A 16,394-nucleotide genomic window follows, 5' to 3' on the forward strand; every position below is an offset into this window, starting at 1 on the left:
TCATCCCGCCAGTGTGACGGGCTCCGCGCGCGGGACCCGGCTCGGGGCACCCATGCCGAGAACTCGAGTCGCTGCCGCGGGGTGGGAAGGACAGACCGCGCCCGCCAGCGCTTCGGAGATCACTGGAGACTCGGCCGGGGTTCGGGGTGTTCGCCCGAAGTTGCGCTGATCTCCGAAACTGTGGCGCGCGCAACAGGCCGCGCAGCTCCACCGCACCACCGCATGCACGCGCGGCACGGCGACCCGCTGGGGCGCTCGACGCGCGCGCCGCGGGGCCCGGCCCCGGCGCGCCTCCCTAGAAGGGCAGCAGCGGGTCGATGCCGACGGCGAGGAACAGCAGCGAGAGGTACGCGATCGAGCCGTGGAAGACCCGCATCGGCGAGACCTGCTCGTGCCGGATCGCCAGGTTGTAGAGGCGGTGCGTCTCGTACACGAACCAGACGCCCGTGACGACCGCGACCGTCGAGTAGACCAGCCCCATGTCGGCGATCGGGATGAGCAGCAGCGAGCACGCGACGGTCGCCCACGCGTAGAGGATGACCTGCAGTCCGACCTGGGCGCGGCCGCGCACGACCGCGAGCATCGGCACGCCGGCCGCGGCGTAGTCGTCCTTGTACTTCATCGAGAGCGGCCAGTAGTGCGGCGGCGTCCAGAGGAAGATGATGAGGAACAGGATGAACGGCGGCCAGCTGAGGTCGCCGGTGACCGCGGCCCAGCCGATGAGCACCGGCATGCAGCCGGCGACGCCGCCCCACACGATGTTCTGGGCGGTGCGGCGCTTGAGGATGAGGCTGTAGAAGACGACGTAGAGCAGGATCGCGCCGAGCGAGAGGGCGGCGGCGAGCCAGTTGGTGAACACGCCGAGCCACACGATGGATGCCACGCCGAGCCCGTAGGCGAAGACGAGCGCCTCGCGTTCGCTGAGCTCGCCGGTCACGAGCGGGCGCCCCTGGGTGCGCTTCATCACCCGGTCGATGTCGCGGTCGATGTAGCAGTTGAACGCGCCGGCCGATCCCGCGCTCATGGCGCCGCCGATGAGGGTCGCGATCATGAGCCAGAGGCTCGGCAGCCCCTGCTGCGCGAGGATCATGGTGGGGGCGGTGACGACGAGCAGCAGCTCGATCACGCGCGGCTTGGTGAGCGCGAGGTAGGCGGCGAGCTTGCGCCGAACGGTCATCGCCGGTCGGGCTTCACGGGTTTCTACGGCTGCCTGCATCGTTCCTCTTCTAGAGTGCGCGCGCCAACCATCGCCGGACCCCGCGCCGCCTCCCCTCGATTCTAGGCCATCGGGCGGGATGCCCCGACGTGGGCATACCGGGCCTCACAAAGGGCATGGGCGAGTGTGAGTCATACCCCGTCATCGCGGGTCATGAACTCCATATACTGAGGATTGCGCGCTTGACGTCGCGATCCTCGATTCCCCCACCGGCATCCACCAGGACCGCACGCCCGGCGATACCGCGCCGCAACGTCCTCGGCGGGTCGGGGCCGATCGGTTCCCGTCGCCGTCACGAACGGAAGGAACTGCACCTCGTGGCAACTCTGCACTGGGATCCCATCGACGATCGCGCGGTGGACACCGCACGGGTGCTCGCGGCTGACGCCGTCGAGAAGGTCGGCAACGGCCACCCCGGAACGGCGATGAGCCTCGCCCCGGCCGCCTATCTCCTCTTCCAGAAGGTGATGCGCCGCGACCCCGCCGACCACGCCTGGCTCGGCCGCGACCGCTTCATCCTCTCGGCCGGCCACTCGTCGCTCACCCAGTACGTGCAGCTCTACCTCGCCGGCGACGGACTCGAGCTCTCCGACCTCGAGTCGCTGCGCACGTGGGGCTCCAAGACCCCCGGCCACCCCGAGTACGGCCACACCGACGGCGTCGAGATCACGACCGGCCCGCTCGGCCAGGGTCTCGCCTCCGCGGTCGGCTTCGCCTACGCGGCCCGCTACGAGCGCGGCCTCTTCGACCCCGAGGCCCCCGCGGGCGAGAGCCCCTTCGACCACTTCGTCTACGTCATCGCGGGCGACGGCGACCTGCAGGAGGGCGTGACCAGCGAGGCGTCGAGCCTCGCAGGCCACCAGCAGCTCGGCAACCTCGTCGTCATCTACGACTCGAACCAGATCTCCATCGAGGACGACACCAACATCGCCTTCACGGAGGACGTGGCGAAGCGCTACGAGTCCTACGGCTGGCACGTGCAGACCGTCGACTGGAAGAAGACGGGCGAGTACGTCGAGGACGTCGCCGAGCTGAACGAGGCGATCGAGGCGGCCAAGGGCGAGCAGTCCAAGCCCTCGATCATCATCCTCAAGACCATCATCGGCTGGCCCAGCCCCGGCAAGCAGAACTCGGGCAAGATCCACGGTTCGGCCCTCGGCGCGGCCGAGCTCGCCGCGACGAAGGAGGTGCTCGGCTTCGACCCCGAGCAGCACTTCGTCGTCGCCGACGACGTGATCGCCCACACCCGCGCGGCCAGTGAGCGCGGTGCGGCCGCGCACGCCGAGTGGCAGCTCGCCTTCGACGCCTGGGCGGCGGCGAACCCCGAGCGCAAGGCGCTCCTCGACCGCCTCGAGGCGGGCGAGCTGCCGGCCGACGTCGAGCAGGCCCTGCCCGTCTTCGAAGGCGGCACCGAGCTGTCCACCCGCGCGGCCTCCGGCAAGGTCATCAACGCCCTCGCGGGGGTGCTCCCCGAGCTCTGGGGCGGATCGGCCGACCTCGCCGAGTCGAACCTCACGACGATCAACGGCGCGCCGTCGTTCATCCCGGCCGAGTGGTCCACGCACGAGTTCTCGGGCAACCCCTACGGCCGGGTGCTCCACTTCGGCATCCGCGAGCACGCCATGGGTGCGATCGTCAACGGCATCGTGCTGCACGGGCCGACCCGCGCGTTCGGCGGCACCTTCCTCATCTTCAGCGACTACATGCGGCCCGCGGTCCGCCTCGCAGCCCTCATGAAGGTGCCCTCGATCTTCGTCTGGACGCACGACTCCGTCGCGCTCGGCGAGGACGGCCCGACGCACCAGCCGGTCGAGCAGCTCGCGACGCTCCGCGCCATCCCCGGGCTCGCGGTCGTGCGCCCCGCCGACGCGAACGAGGTCGCCTACGCCTGGCTCGAGATCCTGAAGCAGCAGGATGCCCCGGCGGGCATCGCGCTGACCCGCCAGAACATCCCGGTGTTCGAGCGGGGCGACGGCGAGGCATCCGGCGACACCCTCGCGAGCGCCGCGAACGTCGCGAAGGGCGCCTACGTGCTCGCCGAGGCCGCCTCGGGCACGCCCGACGTGATCCTCATCGCGACCGGCTCGGAGGTGCAGCTCGCGCTCGCAGCCCGCGAGACGCTCGCCGCCGAGGGCATCGGCGCGCGCGTCGTGTCGGCGCCGAGCCTCGAGTGGTTCGAGGCGCAGCCGGCCGAGTACCGCGCGCAGGTGCTGCCCGCCGCGGTCACCGCACGCGTCTCGGTCGAGGCCGGGCTCGCGCTGTCGTGGCACCGCTACCTCGGCGACCGCGGCCGTGCCGTCTCGATCGAGCACTTCGGCGCGTCCGCCGACTACAAGACCCTGTTCCGCGAGTTCGGCATCACGGCCGAGGCCGTCGTCGCCGCCGCGAAGGAATCGCTCGCGTCGGCCTGACGCGCGCACGAAGGAGACATCCCAATGACCACCTCCCCCACCGCCGCCCTCTCCGAGGCCGGCGTCAGCATCTGGCTCGACGACCTCTCGCGCGCGCGCATCGCGTCGGGCGACCTCGCCCGCCTCATCGCCGAGCGCGACGTCGTCGGCGTCACCACCAACCCGACGATCTTCGCCGGCGCGCTCGCCAAGGGCGACGGCTACGCCGAGCAGGTCGCCGAGCTCGCCGCGGCGGGCGCCGACGTCGACACCGCGGTCTTCGAGATCACGACCGACGACGTGCGCGCGGCCGCCGACGTGTTCCGCCCGGTCTACGACCGCTCGAACGGCTACGACGGCCGCGTCTCGATCGAGGTCGCCCCCGGACTCGCCCGCGACACCGACGGCACGATCGCCGAGGCGAAGGCGCTCTGGGCGAAGGTCGACCGCCCGAACGCGATGATCAAGATCCCCGCGACCGTCGAGGGCCTCGACGCGATCACGGCGGCGATCGGCGCGGGCATCAGCGTCAACGTCACGCTCATCTTCAGCCTCGACCGCTACCGCCAGGTCATCGACGCCTACCTCGCCGGCCTCGAGCAGGCGAAGGCGGCCGGCCTCGACCTCTCGACGATCCACTCGGTCGCCTCGTTCTTCGTGTCGCGCGTCGACACCGAGATCGACAAGCGACTGACCGCGATCGGCACCGACGCGGCGCTCGCACTGAAGAGCAAGGCCGGCGTCGCGAACGCGCGCCTCGCGTACGAGCTCTTCGAGCAGCAGTTCGCGAGCGAGCGGGCCGCGGCGCTCCTCGCCGCCGGCGCGAACAAGCAGCGCCCGCTGTGGGCCTCGACCGGAGTGAAGGACCCGGCCCTGCCCGACACCCTCTACGTGACCGAACTCGTCGCGCAGGGCGTCGTGAACACGATGCCCGAGAAGACGCTCGAGGCGACCGCCGACCACGGCGTCATCACCGGCGACACCGTGACCGGCGCGTACGCGGAGGCGGGCGAGGTGCTCGACGCCCTCGCCGCCGCCGGCGTCGACTACGACGACGTCACGCTCCTCCTCGAGAACGAGGGCGTCGACAAGTTCATCGTGTCGTGGGGCGAGCTGCTCGACAGCGTCCGCACCGCACTGGAGGCCGCACGATGAGCTTCCGCATCTCGGTCGGCGGCGCGGCGGCCGACGCCGTGCGCCGCGCGGTCCCCGCGCTGGTCGCCGACCTCGTCGCGAGCGGCATCACCGCGCAGGACCCGGCGCTCTGGGGCGCCGCCGCGGAGGACGAGGCATCGAAGCGCCTCGGCTGGACCGAGGCCGTCGCGATCTCGCGCCCCCTCGTCGCCGAGATCGAGGCCCTCCGAGTCGAACTCGAGTCGGCCGGCGTCGACCACATCGTGCTCGGCGGCATGGGCGGCTCCTCGCTCGCGCCCGAGGTCATCACCCGCACGGCGCGGGTCGACCTCACCGTGCTCGACTCGACCGAGCCCGGCCAGGTGCGTGCGGCACTCGCCGACCGCCTCGCGACGACCGCGCTCGTGATCTCCTCGAAGTCGGGCTCGACGGTCGAGACCGACAGTCAGCGCCGGGCGTACGAGCAGGCGTTCCGCGACGCGGGCATCGACCCGGTCTCGCGCATCGTCATCGTCACCGACCCCGGTTCGCCGCTCGACGAGTCCGCCCGTGCCGCGGGCTACCGAGTCTTCAACGCCGACCCGAACGTCGGCGGCCGGTACTCCGCGCTCACCGCGTTCGGCCTCGTGCCGTCGGGCCTCGCCGGCGTCGACATCTCGGAGATCCTCGACGAGGCCGAGACGATCGAGCTCTCGCTCGCGATCGACACCGCCGAGAACTCGGGCCTCGTGCTGGGCGCCGCGATCGCCGCGACCGCGCCGCTCCGCGACAAGCTCGGCATCGTCGCCGACGGCACCCACATCGTGGGCTTCCCCGACTGGGCCGAGCAGCTCATCGCGGAGTCGACCGGCAAGGAGGGCACCGGCCTCCTCCCGGTCGTGCTCGAGACGACCGCGCCCGAACTCGGCGCCGACCTGCCCGACCTGCAGATCGTCCGCCTCGTCGACGACGCGGGCGACGAGATCTTCCGCGACGACGACTCGGGCGACATCCTCGTCTCGGGCACCCTGGGCGCGCAGCTGCTCGTCTGGGAGTACGCGACCGCGGTCGCGGGGCGCCTCCTCGGCATCAACCCCTTCGACCAGCCCGACGTCGAGTCGGCGAAGATCGCCGCGCGCGGCCTGCTCGACGCCCGCCCCGCACCCCAGCCCGCCGCGTTCGTAGCCGACGGCATCGAGGTCCGCGGCACACCCGAGGTCATCGGCGCCTCGAGCGACCTGGAGTCGGCGATCGAGGTGCTGCTCGAGGAGCTGCCCGCGAACGGGTACCTCTCGATCCAGGCCTACGTCGACCGGGTCGCCCACCCCGAGCTCGCGCAGCTGCGCGATCTCCTCGCGGCGCGCGCCGGACGACCCGTCACCTTCGGCTGGGGCCCCCGCTTCCTCCACTCGACCGGACAGTTCCACAAGGGCGGCCCCGCCGTCGGCGCGTTCCTCCAGATCACGCAGGCGCCCGGCGCCGACCTGGCCATCCCCGAGCGGCCGTTCAGCTTCGGCGAGCTCATCGCCGCCCAGGCCTCCGGCGATGCGAGCGTCCTCGCCGAGCACGGTCGTCCCGTGCTCACGCTGACGCTCACCGACCCGGCCGCGAACATCCCGGCGCTCGTCGACGCCGTCGGCTGAACCGACGAAAGGACCCGAATTGACTTCGGCAGAGATCTCGGCGCAGCACAACCCGCTCCGGTCACCGAAGGACTATCGCCTCAATCGCATCGCGGGGCCCTCGAGCCTCATCATCTTCGGCGTCACGGGCGACCTGTCGCGCAAGAAGCTGATGCCCGCGGTCTACGATCTCGCGAACCGGGGGCTGCTGCCCCCGGGCTTCGCGCTCGTGGGCTTCGCGCGCCGCGACTGGGCCGATCAGGACTTCGCGCAGGTCGTGCACGACTCGGTGAAGCAGTACGCGCGCACCGAGTTCCGCGAGGACGTCTGGCAGCAGCTCGCCCGCGGCATCCGATTCGTCACCGGCACCTTCGACGACGACGACGCGTTCGACCGCCTGCGCGCCGTCGTCGAGGACCTCGACGCGCAGCGCGGCACGATGGGCAACCACGCGTTCTACCTGTCGATCCCCCCGAAGTCGTTCCCGCTCGTCACCGAGCAGCTCAAGCGCTCGGGGCTCACCGAGCAGCGCGACGGGCAGTGGCGACGCGTCGTGATCGAGAAGCCGTTCGGGTCCGACCTCCAGACGGCCCGCGAGCTCAACGACGTCGTGGCGAGCGTGTTCCCGCCCGACTCGGTGTTCCGCATCGATCACTACCTCGGCAAAGAGACCGTGCAGAACATCCTCGCGCTGCGCTTCGCCAACCAGCTGTACGAGCCCATCTGGAACGCGAACTACGTCGACCACGTGCAGATCACGATGGCCGAGGACATCGGCGTCGGCGGCCGTGCCGGCTACTACGACGGCATCGGCGCGGCGCGCGACGTGATCCAGAACCACCTGCTGCAGCTGCTCGCCCTCACCGCCATGGAGGAGCCGATCTCCTTCGACGCGTCGGACCTGCGCGCCGAGAAGGAGAAGATCCTCGCGGCGGTCCGCCTTCCCGACGACCTCGCCACGGGCACCGCGCGCGGGCAGTACGCGGGCGGCTGGCAGGGCGGCGAGAAGGTCATCGGCTTCCTCGACGAGGACGGCATGAACCCCGACTCGACGACCGAGACCTACGCGGCGATGAAGCTCCTCATCGGCACCCGCCGCTGGGCCGGCGTGCCGTTCTACCTCCGTGCGGGCAAGCGGCTCGGGCGCCGGGTCACCGAGATCGCGGTGGTCTTCAAGCGCGCGCCGCAGCAAGTCTTCGCCGACAGCCAAACGTCTGAGCTCGGCCAGAACGCGCTCGTGATCCGCGTGCAGCCCGATGAGGGCGTCACGATCCGGTTCGGTTCGAAGGTGCCGGGCGCGGGCATGCAGGTGCGCGACGTCACGATGGACTTCGGCTACGGTCATGCCTTCACCGAGGCGAGCCCCGAGGCCTACGAGCGACTCATCCTCGACGTGCTGCTCGGCGATCCGCCGCTCTTCCCCCGGCAGGAGGAGGTCGAGCTCAGCTGGAAGATCCTCGACCCGATCGAGGAGTTCTGGGCGACGCAGGGCCAGCCCGAGCAGTACCGCCCCGGCACCTGGGGCCCGAGCTCGGCCGACGAGCTCCTCGCGCGAGACGGACGGAGCTGGAGGCGCCCATGATCGTCGAACTTCCCGACACGACCACGAGCCAGGTCTCGAAGACCCTCGTGAAGATCCGCGAGGACGGCGGCGTCGTCGCCCTCGGCCGCGTGCTCACCCTCGTCATCGCCACCTCCCCCGGCCAGGAGGAGGAGGCCATCGAGGCGGCGAACGACGCGTCGCGCGAGCACCCGATGCGCGTCATCGTGGTCTCGACCGAACCGGGCACCGAGTCCACGGCCGTCGCGCCGCGCCTCGACGCCGAGATCAGGGTGGGCGGCGACGCCGGCGCGAGCGAGGTCATCGTGCTCCGCGCGAGCGGCGACGCCGCGCGCGACGAGGAGAGCCTCGTCATGGGCCTGCTCCTCCCCGATGCACCGGTCGTCACCTGGTGGCCCGGCGCCGCGCCGGCGGTGCCCGGGCGTTCGCCGCTCGGCCGCATCGCGCAGCGACGCATCACCGACGCCTCGGCGCAGCCCGATCCGCAGGCGGCGCTGCACGCCCTCGCCGGCAGCTACACCCCCGGCGACGCGGACTTCGCCTGGACGCGGCTCACGCTGTGGCGCGCCCAGCTCGCCGCCGTGCTCGACCAGCCGCCGTACGAGCCCATCACGAACGTGCACGTGAGCGGCGCGATCGACTCGCCGTCCACGACGCTCCTCGGCGCGTGGCTCCGCCTGCAGCTGCGCTGCGCGACCGGCGTCGAGCTCACCTCCGTCGATGACGGGTCGCACGGCATCCACGGCGTCCGCCTCGAGCGCGCGAGCGGCGTCATCGAGCTCGTCCGCGACGTGCCGGGCATCGCGACGCTCCGCCAGCCCGACCAGCCTCTGCACGACGTCGCGCTCCCCCGTCGCAGCCTCCGCGACTGCCTCGCCGACGAGCTGCGCCGCCTCGACCCCGACGAGCTGTACGGTGAAGTGATCGCGAAGGGGCTGGCGCTCCTCGACGGAGCCCAGGAGGTCACTGCGTGACGAACGAACGGCGGGTGCTCGTGCACCCCGACAAGGCCACGCTGGCTGGGGCGGTCGCCGCCCGATTCATCACGAAGACGCTCGACCTGCTCGACGCGCAGCCGATCGTGCACATCGTCCTGACGGGCGGCTCGATGGGCTCGGCGGTGCTCGAGGCGGTCGCCTCCTCCCCCGCGCGGATGTCGCTCGACTGGTCGCGCGTGCACTTCTGGTGGGGCGACGAGCGCTGGGTCCCCGCCGGTGACGCCGACCGCAACGACCGGCAGTCGCACGAGGCCCTGCTCGACGATCTCGACCTGCCCGCCGAGAACCTGCACCCGTTCCCGGCCTCCGACTCGGGCCTGACCCTCGACGAGGCGGCGGCGGCCTACGCGGCGGAGCTCGCCGAGCACGCCGCTGAGGGGCTCGAACACCCCGTCTTCGACATCACCTTCCTCGGCGTCGGCCCCGACGGGCACATCGCCTCGCTGTTCCCGCACCGCTCGGGAATCGCGGTCACCGACCAGACCGTCATCGCGGTCCGCGAGTCGCCGAAGCCACCGCCCGAGCGACTGAGCCTCACCCGCCCGGTGATCAACAGCTCGCAGCGGGTGTGGATGGTGCTCGCCGGCGCCGACAAGGCCTCCGCGCTGGGCCTCGCCCTCGCCGGTGCCAGCCGCGACGAGGTGCCCGTCGCCGGCATCAAGGGGCGTCGCCGCACCGTGTTCTTCGTCGACGGCGATGCCGCGGCCGAAGTGCCCGAGGCGCTCATCGCGCGCGACTACTGACTCGATCCGCCATCGGCGGAACGACGAGAGCGGGGCGGGCCTTTCGGCCCGCCCCGCTCTCGTTCCGGTCGAATGACCGGTGATCAGTCCTTCGGCGCCTGCCCGCGCCGCGCGCGGAGCTGCGTCAGCGCGTCGTCGAGGAGCTGTGCGGCCTCGTCTTCGGTGCGGCGCTCCTTCACGTAGGCGAGGTGCGTCTTGTAGGGCTCGAGCTTCGACACCGACGGCGGGTTCTCGCGGTCGCGGCCGGCGGGGAGGCCGGTCGACGGGCTGTCGATGACCGCGGGGATCTCCTCGTCGGGGAGGCTCGCGGCGAAATAGCGCACCGTCTCGTTGCCCTGGGCGTCCCAGTAGCTGATGGCGACGCGATCGGCGTGGAAGCCGCGGTCCTGCTCGCCCATGGGGCCTGCGCCGACGCGGGAGCCGCGAATGGCGCTGTTACCTGATGCCATCTCGGCTCCTCGTCAGATTCCGGTGTCGAACTTGGTGATCAGCCCGAGCACCACGATGCAGGTGACCCAGATGAGCCCGAGGATCACCGTGATGCGGTTCAGATTGCGCTCGGCCACGCCGGAGGCGCCGAGGCTCGAGGTGACGCCGCCGCCGAACATGTCGGACAGACCGCCACCACGGCCCTTGTGCAGCAGGATGAGCAGCGTCAGCAGGAGGCTCGTGAGACCGAGCAGCACCTGCAGGACGACCTGGAGAATCTCCACGGTGAACCTTTCCGGGCACGACGCAGGGGGTCGATGCCGCCAATCAGACTATCAGCACAGCCGAGTTTAGCCGGGTGACACCTCGGGGCGGGGCGTCGCGCCCCGCCCCGAGAAGGTCACGCTCCGACGTGCTTCTTGAAGCGGACGATGCTCGAGAACTCGTCGATGTCGAGGCTCGCACCGCCGACGAGCGCTCCGTCGACGTTCGGCTCGCGGAGGAAGGAGGCGATGTTCGCCGCCTTCACCGAGCCGCCGTAGAGGATGCGCGTCGCGGCTGCGACCTCGTCGCCCGCGATCTCCGCGAGGACGGCACGGAGTGCTGCGGCCACCTGCTCGGCCTGGGCCGGCGTCGCCGCCTGGCCGGAGCCGATCGCCCACACGGGCTCGTACGCGACGACGAGCCCCTTGGAGGCGTCGACACCCTCGAGCGCGGCGCGCAGCTGGGCGACGGGCACCGCGCTCGCGCCGTGCTGCTCGAGGTCCTCCGCGGTCTCGCCGACGCACAGCACCGGAACGAGACCGTGGCGGTGCGCTGCGACCACCTTCGCGTTGACGTCGGCGTCGGTCTCGGCGTGCAGCGTGCGACGCTCGGAGTGCCCGATGATCACGTAGCCGCAGTCGAGCTGCTTCAGGAACGCACCCGAGATCTCGCCCGTGTAGGCGCCCGAGTCGTGCTTCGAGAGATCCTGCGCACCGTAGCCGATCGGCAGCGAGTCGGCCGCGACGAGCGTCTGGACGCTGCGGAGGTCGGTGAACGGCGGGAACACCGCGACCTCGGCGTCGGCGAAGTCGTGCTTCGCGTCGGACAGCGCCCAGGCGAGCTTCTGCACGAACGCGATCGACTGCAGGTGGTCGAGGTTCATCTTCCAGTTGCCCGCGATGAACGGGGTGCGCTTCACTGCCATCCGAGGACCTCCAGTCCGGGGAGCTTCTTTCCTTCGAGGAACTCGAGGCTCGCGCCCCCGCCCGTCGAGATGTGTCCGAATCGATCGTCGGCGAATCCGAGCTGGCGCACGGCCGCAGCCGAGTCGCCGCCGCCGACGACGCTGAGGCCGTCGACCTCGGTGAGCGCCTCCGCGACCGCGCGGGTTCCTGCGGCGAACGGGGCGAGTTCGAAGACGCCCATCGGCCCGTTCCAGAACACGGTCTTCGAGTCGCGCACGTGCGCGGCGAAGGCCGCCGCCGTGTCGGGCCCGATGTCGAGTCCGAGGCCGGATGCCCCGAACGGCGTGTCCTCGATCGCATCCGCCGGGGCGACCACGTGCTCGGCGTCCGCCGAGAAGGCCGCCGCCACGACGACGTCGCTCGGCAGGACGAGCTCGACGCCCCGCTCCTCGGCCTCGGCGAGGTAGCCCTTCACCGTGTCGATCTGGTCGGCCTCGAGCAGGCTCGAGGCGACCTTGTGCCCCTGGGCCGCGAGGAAGGTGAAGAGCATGCCGCCGCCGATGAGGAGACGGTCGACGCGCGGCAGCAGGTGGGCGATGACGCCGAGCTTGTCGGACACCTTCGAGCCGCCGAGCACGACCGTGTAGGGGCGCTCGGGGTTCTCGGTGAGGCGGTCGAGCACGTCGAGCTCGGCCGCGATGAGGAGGCCGGCCGCGCTCGGGCGCAGCTCGGCGAGCTCGTAGACGCTCGCCTGCTTGCGGTGCACGACGCCGAAGCCGTCGGAGACGACCGCATCGGCGAACGCGGCGAGCTCGCCTGCGAAGGCGGTGCGCTCCGCCTCGTCCTTCGAGGTCTCCCCCGGGTTGAACCGCAGGTTCTCGAGCACGAGCACCTCGCCGTCGGCGAGGGCGGCGGCCTTGGCCGTGGCATCCGCACCGACGGTGTCGGTCGCGAAGGTGACGGGCGCCTCGAGCAGCTCGCCGAGTCGCGCCGCGACGGGGGCGAGGCTGTACCTCGGATCGGGCGCGCCCTCGGGGCGCCCGAGGTGGGAGACCACGATCACGCGGGCGCCCTGGCCGAGGAGGGCCTGGATGGTGGGGACCGACGCCCGCACGCGGCCGTCGTCCGTGATGACCCCGTCCCGCAGGGGGACATTGAGGTCGCAACGGACGACGACGCGCTTGCCGGCGAGCGGACCGAGTGAATCGATCGTTCGCAGGGTCATTCAGTGCTCTTTCAGAGACGGTCGGCGACGTACTCGGTCAGGTCGACGAGACGGTTGGAGTAGCCCCACTCGTTGTCGTACCAGCTCGAGAGCTTCACCTGATCGCCGATGACGCGGACGAGGCCGGCGTCGAAGATCGACGAGTGCGGGTCGGAGACGATGTCGCTGGAGACGATCTCGTCTTCGGTGTACTTGAGGATGCCCTTCAGGGGCCCCTCGGCGGCTGCCTTGTAGGCGGCCTTGACCTCGTCGACCGTGACCGGTCGCGAGGAAGTCACGGTCAGGTCGGTGATCGACCCGGTGGGGACCGGCACGCGGAGCGCGAAGCCGTCGAGCTTGCCGACGAGCTCGGGCAGCACGAGGCCGATGGCCTTGGCCGCACCGGTCGACGTCGGCACGATGTTGAGCGCGGCGGCACGGGCGCGACGGAGGTCGCGGTGGGGGCCGTCCTGCAGGTTCTGGTCGGCCGTGTAGGCGTGCACCGTGGTCATGAGGCCCCGCTCGATGCCGAAGGCGTCGTTGAACACCTTCGCCAGCGGCGCCAGGCAGTTCGTCGTGCACGAGGCGTTCGAGATGATGTGGTGGCGGTCGGGGTCGTAGTCCTGCTCGTTGACGCCGATCACGAACGTCGCGTCCTCGTCGGTGGCGGGTGCCGAGATCAGCACCTTCTTCGCACCGGCCTCGAGGTGCTTTCGCGCATCGGCGGCCTTCGTGAAGAAGCCCGTGGACTCGATGACGATGTCGACGCCGAGCTCGCCCCAGGGCAGGTTCGCGGGGTCGCGCTCCGAGAAGGCCTTGATCGCGGTGCCGTCGACGATGATGTGGTCGTCGTCGTAGTCGACCGTCGCGTCGAGCCGGCCCGTGATCGAGTCGTACTTCAGGAGGTGCGCGAGGGTCTTGTTGTCGGTGAGGTCGTTCACCGCGACGATCTCGAGGTCGGCCCCCTGGGCGAGCGCCGCGCGGAAGTAGTTGCGGCCGATGCGGCCGAATCCGTTGATACCGATCTTCACTGACACAGATGTCTCCTGGATGACGTGGCGCGCACAGCGCCGTTGCACGGGTGGACTGATCGGACGGCGGTGTCCCCGGACGAGTCCGAGGACACCATCCGTTTACGACAGTAGCAGCAGCCCTGAGGTCTTCTCACCAGCTGCGGTGAAGCGCTGCTGGACGTTCTCCCAGTTCACGATCGACCAGAACGCCTTGACGTAATCGGCCCGGACGTTCTTGTAGTCGAGGTAGTACGCGTGCTCCCAGACGTCGAGCATGAGGAGCGGCACGAGGCCTGCCGGCAGGTTGCCCTGCTGGTCGAAGAACTGCACGATGATCGGGCGCTGGCCGAGCGAGTCCCACGCGAGCACCGCCCAGCCCGAGCCCTGCACGCCGAGGGCCGTGGCCGTGAAGTGGGCCTGGAACTTGTCGAACGAGCCGAAGTGGTCGTCGATCGCCGCGGCGAGCTCGCCGGTCGGCTTGTCGCCGCCCTCGGGCGAGAGGTTCGTCCAGAAGATCGAGTGGTTGACGTGACCGCCGAGGTTGAAGGCGAGGTCCTTCTCGAGCTTGTTCACGTTCGCGAGATTGCCCGAGTCGCGCGCCTCGGCGAGCTGCGCGAGGGCGGTGTTCGCGCCGGTCACGTACGCCTGGTGGTGCTTCGAGTGGTGCAGCTCCATGATCGTGCCGCTGATCGCCGGCTCGAGCGCCGCGTAGTCGTAGGCGAGATCGGGGAGGGTGTAGTCAGCCATTGCTTCTCCTTGTCAGGTGCGCCGGGGCACCCGGGCGTCTCCCCGGATCTCCGCGGCGGCATTTCCGAGTCTATGCCCGTGCGGCCGAGCCGCGCCGGGGCGCCGTCGGGATGGCGTCGTCGTATGACGGGCGGACGCCCCGGCGCAGGACGGACGCCCGGGGCGCAGGACGGATGCCCGGAGGTACGACGGACGCCCGGAGCGGGAGGCATCTCCTGCTCCGGGTTCCGGGGCGACCGCGCAGCGGCTCGGGGAACGGACGGCCGCCCGCTCAGACCTCGTCGAGATCGGCGGGGAGGCTCGCCTCGGTTCCCGGCACCCCGAGGTCGGCGGCGCGCTTGTCGGCCATCGCGAGCAGGCGCCGGATGCGGCCGGCGACCGCGTCCTTCGTCATGGGCGGGTCGGCGTGGTGGCCGAGCTCGTCGAGACTCGCCTCGCGGTGGGCGAGGCGCAGCTCGCCCGCGTACTTCAGGTGGTCGGGGATGTCGTCGCCGAGGAGCTCCATCGCACGCTCGACACGGGCGCAGGCCGCGACCGCCGCCTGCGCGGAGCGACGGAGGTTCGCATCGTCGAAGTTGACGAGGCGGTTCGCGGTGGCACGCACCTCACGACGCTGGCGCAGTTCCTCCCAGTTGCGCACCGTCGTGCTCGCCCCCATGGCGGCGAGCATGGCGCTGATCGCCTCGCCGTCGCGGATGACCACCCGGTGGACGCCGCGCACCTCGCGGGCCTTCGCGGCGATGCCGAGGCGGCCGGCGGCGCCGACGAGGGCCATCGCGGTCTCATTGCCGGGGCAGGTCACCTCGAGCGCCGCGGAGCGGCCGGGATCGGTGAGGCTCCCCTGCGCGAGGAATGCGCCGCGCCAGATCGCCGCGACCTCGTCGCGCGAGCCCGTGGTCAGCTTGTTCGGAAGGCCCCGGACCGGGCGGCGACGCGCGTCGAGGAGGCCGGTCTGGCGGGCGAGGGTCTCGCCGCCCTCGAGGATGCGCACGAGGTAGTTGTTCGTGCGTCGCACGCCGGTCGGCGACACGACCGAGACATCGGGTCGGACTCCGTAGATCTCGCCGAGATCGCGCGTCACCCGACGCGCGACGTTCTTGGAGTCGAGCTCGGCCTCGATCGCGATGCGATTCGAGATGATGTGGAGCCCACCTGCGAACCGCAGCACCGAGGCGAGCTCGGCGATGCGCACGCTCGTCTTGGAGACCTCGACCCGGGCGAGCTCTTCTTTCACATCAGCGGTCAATGCCACCTCGTCATCCAATCTGTGTTGCGGGGACCCGGCGTCATTCGCGACCGAGGTCGCGATGCTTGACGCTCACGACGACGCCGGGCATCTTCGAGACACGCTCGGCGAGTTCTCGGACCATGGCCACCGAGCGGTGCTTGCCGCCCGTGCAGCCGATCGCGATCGTCGCGTGTCGCTTGTTCTCTCGCTGGTAGCCGGCCAGCACGGGTTCGAGCGCGCGAGCATACGCGTCGAGGAACTCCATCGCCCCGGGCTGGCCGAGCACGAACTCGCTCACGGCGGCGTCTTCGCCGGTGAGGTGTCGGAGCTCGGGGTTCCAGAACGGGTTTGGCAGGAACCTGGCGTCGGCGATCAGGTCGGCGTCGGTCGGCGCACCGTACTTGAAGCCGAAGCTCTGCATCGTGACCCTGAGGCCCGCGTGGTCGGCGCCCGCGAAGGTCTCGGTCACGAGGTTGGCGAGCTGGTGGATGTTGAGGTCGGAGGTGTCGACCACGATGTCGCTCGCCTCGCGGAGGGTCGCGAGCCGCGCCCGCTCGGCCCCGATGCCGTCGAGCAGCGTGCCGTTGCCCTGCAACGGGTGCGGGCGCCGCACCGACTCGAACCGGCGCACCAGCACCGCGTCGTTCGCGTCGAGGAAGACCACACGGACGTTCACGCCCGCGCGAAGGGCCTGGATGATGTCCTGCAGCTCGGAGAAGAAGTCGCGCCCGCGGATGTCGACGACCGCGGCGATGCGCGGCAGCGAGGTACCGGCGCGCTCGACCAGCTCGACGAGCGGACGCAGCATCTGCGGCGGCAGGTTGTCGACGACGTACCAGCCCAGGTCCTCGAGTGCGTTGCCCACCGTCGATCGCCCGGCACCGCTCATCCCCGTGACGATGAGCATCTCCTGCTCCTCGGGCTCCCCCGCCGTCATCCCGACCCCCTTCTGCATACCGAC

15 protein-coding genes are annotated in these 16,394 nt (G+C 70.9%); 6 read left to right on the forward strand and 9 right to left on the reverse strand.

Annotated elements, in window-relative coordinates; all coding sequences use genetic code 11:
• Positions 1 to 295: 295 nt before the first annotated feature.
• Positions 296 to 1,216, reverse strand: coding sequence for a heme o synthase (locus tag ACFVTH_RS15625; protein ID WP_387092802.1), 921 nt, complete (start codon positions 1,214 to 1,216; stop codon positions 296 to 298).
• A 317-nt stretch (positions 1,217 to 1,533) separates the two neighbouring features.
• On the opposite strand from ACFVTH_RS15625, the gene tkt reads away from it, so the two are divergent.
• Genes tkt through pgl form a run of 6 tightly spaced genes read left to right on the forward strand, consistent with a single transcriptional unit; the run spans position 1,534 to position 9,643 of the window.
• A complete protein-coding gene (gene tkt, locus ACFVTH_RS15630) occupies positions 1,534 to 3,627 on the forward strand; it encodes a transketolase (protein WP_387092806.1) in 2,094 nt (697 codons plus the stop codon).
• 24 nt (positions 3,628 to 3,651) lie between these two features.
• Entirely contained in the window at positions 3,652 to 4,761 is a 1,110-nt protein-coding gene (gene tal / locus ACFVTH_RS15635; protein ID WP_387092808.1) for a transaldolase, read from the forward strand.
• A complete protein-coding gene (locus tag ACFVTH_RS15640; RefSeq protein WP_387092811.1) occupies positions 4,758 to 6,362 on the forward strand; it encodes a glucose-6-phosphate isomerase in 1,605 nt (534 codons plus the stop codon). Before tal ends, ACFVTH_RS15640 begins: the two co-directional genes overlap by 4 nt.
• Positions 6,363 to 6,381: 19 nt before the next feature.
• Positions 6,382 to 7,923 (forward strand): glucose-6-phosphate dehydrogenase, encoded by a 1,542-nt coding sequence (zwf, locus tag ACFVTH_RS15645; RefSeq protein ID WP_387092814.1) that lies wholly within the window; start codon positions 6,382 to 6,384, stop codon positions 7,921 to 7,923.
• Positions 7,920 to 8,876: a glucose-6-phosphate dehydrogenase assembly protein OpcA gene (locus ACFVTH_RS15650; protein WP_387092817.1), complete on the forward strand. Its 957-nt coding sequence runs from the start codon at positions 7,920 to 7,922 to the stop codon at positions 8,874 to 8,876. Before zwf ends, ACFVTH_RS15650 begins: the two co-directional genes overlap by 4 nt.
• Complete coding sequence (pgl, locus tag ACFVTH_RS15655; protein ID WP_387092820.1) at positions 8,873 to 9,643, forward strand: 6-phosphogluconolactonase; 771 nt, start codon at positions 8,873 to 8,875, stop codon at positions 9,641 to 9,643. The genes ACFVTH_RS15650 and pgl overlap by 4 nt, the downstream gene beginning before the upstream one ends.
• A gap of 83 nt (positions 9,644 to 9,726) precedes the next feature.
• Here pgl and ACFVTH_RS15660 read toward each other — a convergent pair whose 3' ends face one another.
• From ACFVTH_RS15660 to rapZ, 8 genes are all read right to left on the reverse strand, one after another.
• Positions 9,727 to 10,092: an RNA polymerase-binding protein RbpA gene (locus tag ACFVTH_RS15660; protein ID WP_386941071.1), complete on the reverse strand. Its 366-nt coding sequence runs from the start codon at positions 10,090 to 10,092 to the stop codon at positions 9,727 to 9,729.
• A 12-nt stretch (positions 10,093 to 10,104) separates the two neighbouring features.
• Positions 10,105 to 10,356, reverse strand: a complete 252-nt coding sequence (secG, locus tag ACFVTH_RS15665) for a preprotein translocase subunit SecG (protein ID WP_386941070.1) — start codon at positions 10,354 to 10,356, stop codon at positions 10,105 to 10,107.
• A 116-nt stretch (positions 10,357 to 10,472) separates the two neighbouring features.
• Complete coding sequence (tpiA, locus tag ACFVTH_RS15670; RefSeq protein WP_387092823.1) at positions 10,473 to 11,261, reverse strand: triose-phosphate isomerase; 789 nt, start codon at positions 11,259 to 11,261, stop codon at positions 10,473 to 10,475.
• Positions 11,252 to 12,466 (reverse strand): phosphoglycerate kinase, encoded by a 1,215-nt coding sequence (locus ACFVTH_RS15675; RefSeq protein WP_387092825.1) that lies wholly within the window; start codon positions 12,464 to 12,466, stop codon positions 11,252 to 11,254. The genes tpiA and ACFVTH_RS15675 overlap by 10 nt, the downstream gene beginning before the upstream one ends.
• A gap of 11 nt (positions 12,467 to 12,477) precedes the next feature.
• Complete coding sequence (gene gap, locus ACFVTH_RS15680; RefSeq protein WP_387092828.1) at positions 12,478 to 13,482, reverse strand: type I glyceraldehyde-3-phosphate dehydrogenase; 1,005 nt, start codon at positions 13,480 to 13,482, stop codon at positions 12,478 to 12,480.
• A 96-nt stretch (positions 13,483 to 13,578) separates the two neighbouring features.
• A complete protein-coding gene (locus ACFVTH_RS15685; protein WP_387092831.1) occupies positions 13,579 to 14,205 on the reverse strand; it encodes a superoxide dismutase in 627 nt (208 codons plus the stop codon).
• Between the two features lie 271 nt (positions 14,206 to 14,476).
• Positions 14,477 to 15,457, reverse strand: a complete 981-nt coding sequence (whiA, locus tag ACFVTH_RS15690) for a DNA-binding protein WhiA (protein WP_386941065.1) — start codon at positions 15,455 to 15,457, stop codon at positions 14,477 to 14,479.
• 34 nt (positions 15,458 to 15,491) lie between these two features.
• Positions 15,492 to 16,388, reverse strand: a complete 897-nt coding sequence (gene rapZ / locus ACFVTH_RS15695; RefSeq protein WP_387092834.1) for an RNase adapter RapZ — start codon at positions 16,386 to 16,388, stop codon at positions 15,492 to 15,494.
• Positions 16,389 to 16,394: the final 6 nt, after the last annotated feature.

Source organism: Agromyces sp. NPDC058104 (genome assembly GCF_042884835.1).
Taxonomy (GTDB): Bacteria; Actinomycetota; Actinomycetes; order Actinomycetales; family Microbacteriaceae; genus Agromyces.

Coding starts and splice junctions, on each gene's coding strand:
- rapZ (WP_387092834.1), bottom strand. CDS start 16,388: ATGCAGAAGGGGGTCGGGATGACGGCGGGGGAGCCCGAGGAGCAGGAG.
- ACFVTH_RS15650 (WP_387092817.1), top strand. CDS start 7,920: ATGATCGTCGAACTTCCCGACACGACCACGAGCCAGGTCTCGAAGACC.
- ACFVTH_RS15675 (WP_387092825.1), bottom strand. CDS start 12,466: ATGACCCTGCGAACGATCGATTCACTCGGTCCGCTCGCCGGCAAGCGC.
- tpiA (WP_387092823.1), bottom strand. CDS start 11,261: ATGGCAGTGAAGCGCACCCCGTTCATCGCGGGCAACTGGAAGATGAAC.
- ACFVTH_RS15685 (WP_387092831.1), bottom strand. CDS start 14,205: ATGGCTGACTACACCCTCCCCGATCTCGCCTACGACTACGCGGCGCTC.
- ACFVTH_RS15625 (WP_387092802.1), bottom strand. CDS start 1,216: ATGCAGGCAGCCGTAGAAACCCGTGAAGCCCGACCGGCGATGACCGTT.
- tal (WP_387092808.1), top strand. CDS start 3,652: ATGACCACCTCCCCCACCGCCGCCCTCTCCGAGGCCGGCGTCAGCATC.
- ACFVTH_RS15660 (WP_386941071.1), bottom strand. CDS start 10,092: ATGGCATCAGGTAACAGCGCCATTCGCGGCTCCCGCGTCGGCGCAGGC.
- ACFVTH_RS15640 (WP_387092811.1), top strand. CDS start 4,758: ATGAGCTTCCGCATCTCGGTCGGCGGCGCGGCGGCCGACGCCGTGCGC.